Source organism: Xenorhabdus hominickii (assembly GCF_002632725.1).
GTDB classification, from domain to species: Bacteria; Pseudomonadota; Gammaproteobacteria; order Enterobacterales; family Enterobacteriaceae; genus Xenorhabdus; species Xenorhabdus hominickii.
Map to the genome: position 1 here is coordinate 1 of NZ_NJAI01000054.1, position 1,022 is coordinate 1,022.

The 1,022-nt window shown below is 48.6% G+C and carries 1 protein-coding gene; it reads left to right on the plus strand.

From position 1 onward, the window contains the following. A partial coding sequence (locus tag Xhom_RS24975; RefSeq protein ID WP_099140130.1) for an IS630 family transposase occupies positions 1-954 on the plus strand: 954 nt, incomplete at its 5' end. Positions 955-1,022: the final 68 nt, after the last annotated feature.

A 1,022-nucleotide genomic window follows, 5' to 3' on the forward strand; every position in this document is an offset into this window, starting at 1 on the left:
GAGCTGCTGAGGCAGCAAGCTATTCGATTTCGCCAAGAGAAAAAAACCTTTCGCGAAATCGGTCAATTATTGAAGATCCATCCGGATACGGCTGGACGCTGGTTCAAGCGCTATCAAGCTGAAGGAAACACGGCCATTGTCGCCAAAAAACGTGGCCCCAAAAATAAAGTGGGCCGTCTGAATGCAATTCAGCAACAGAAAGTCATTGAGGCCATCCGGAACCACATGCCAGAGCACTATAATCTGGGCTTTGCCCTTTGGACACGCCGTGCTGTGGGGGCTTTGATCAACCTGTTCTGGCGCATCGATATTCCTGTCCGAACGTTGGGCGACTACCTGAAACGATGGGGATTTACGCCACAAAAGCCGTTGAAAAAGGCGTGGGAGCAGGATCCGGCTCGTGTCCAAACGTGGCTGAATGAGGAATATCCCCGCATTCAGGAACTCGCCCAAAAGGAAAAAGCCCACATTTTTTGGGGTGATGAAACCGGCATCCGAAATACGGAGCAACATGGCCGGTGTTATGCGCCCAAAGGCCAAACTCCCACACAACCCATCCCGGTTAAACGGCATACCCTGAATATGATCTCCGCCATCTCTAATCAGGGAACGGTTCGCTTTATGCTGTATGAATCCAATATGACGGCCGATCGCCTGCTTAAATTTATGCGGGCCTTGATCGCCTCCAGCGAAGGGAAAAACTTTCTCATTCTGGATAACTTACGGGTTCATCACGCCAAAAAAGTCAAAGACTGGCTGGAACAAGCGTCAGTGAAGCAGCGTCTGGAAGTGTTTTATCTTCCCGCTTATTCCCCGGAATTGAACCCAGACGAGTACCTGAATTGTGATATTAAAGGGATGATACATAGCGGCCCGGCAATGTGCAGTGTAAAAGACATAAAAAAAGGACACGTTCTTGTATGCGTCAATTACAACGACGACCCGAGCGCGTAAAAAGTTATTTCAAATCACGGTTTATTAAATATGCCGCATAGCCGATGTATTTTTCCGCCGGGTTAATA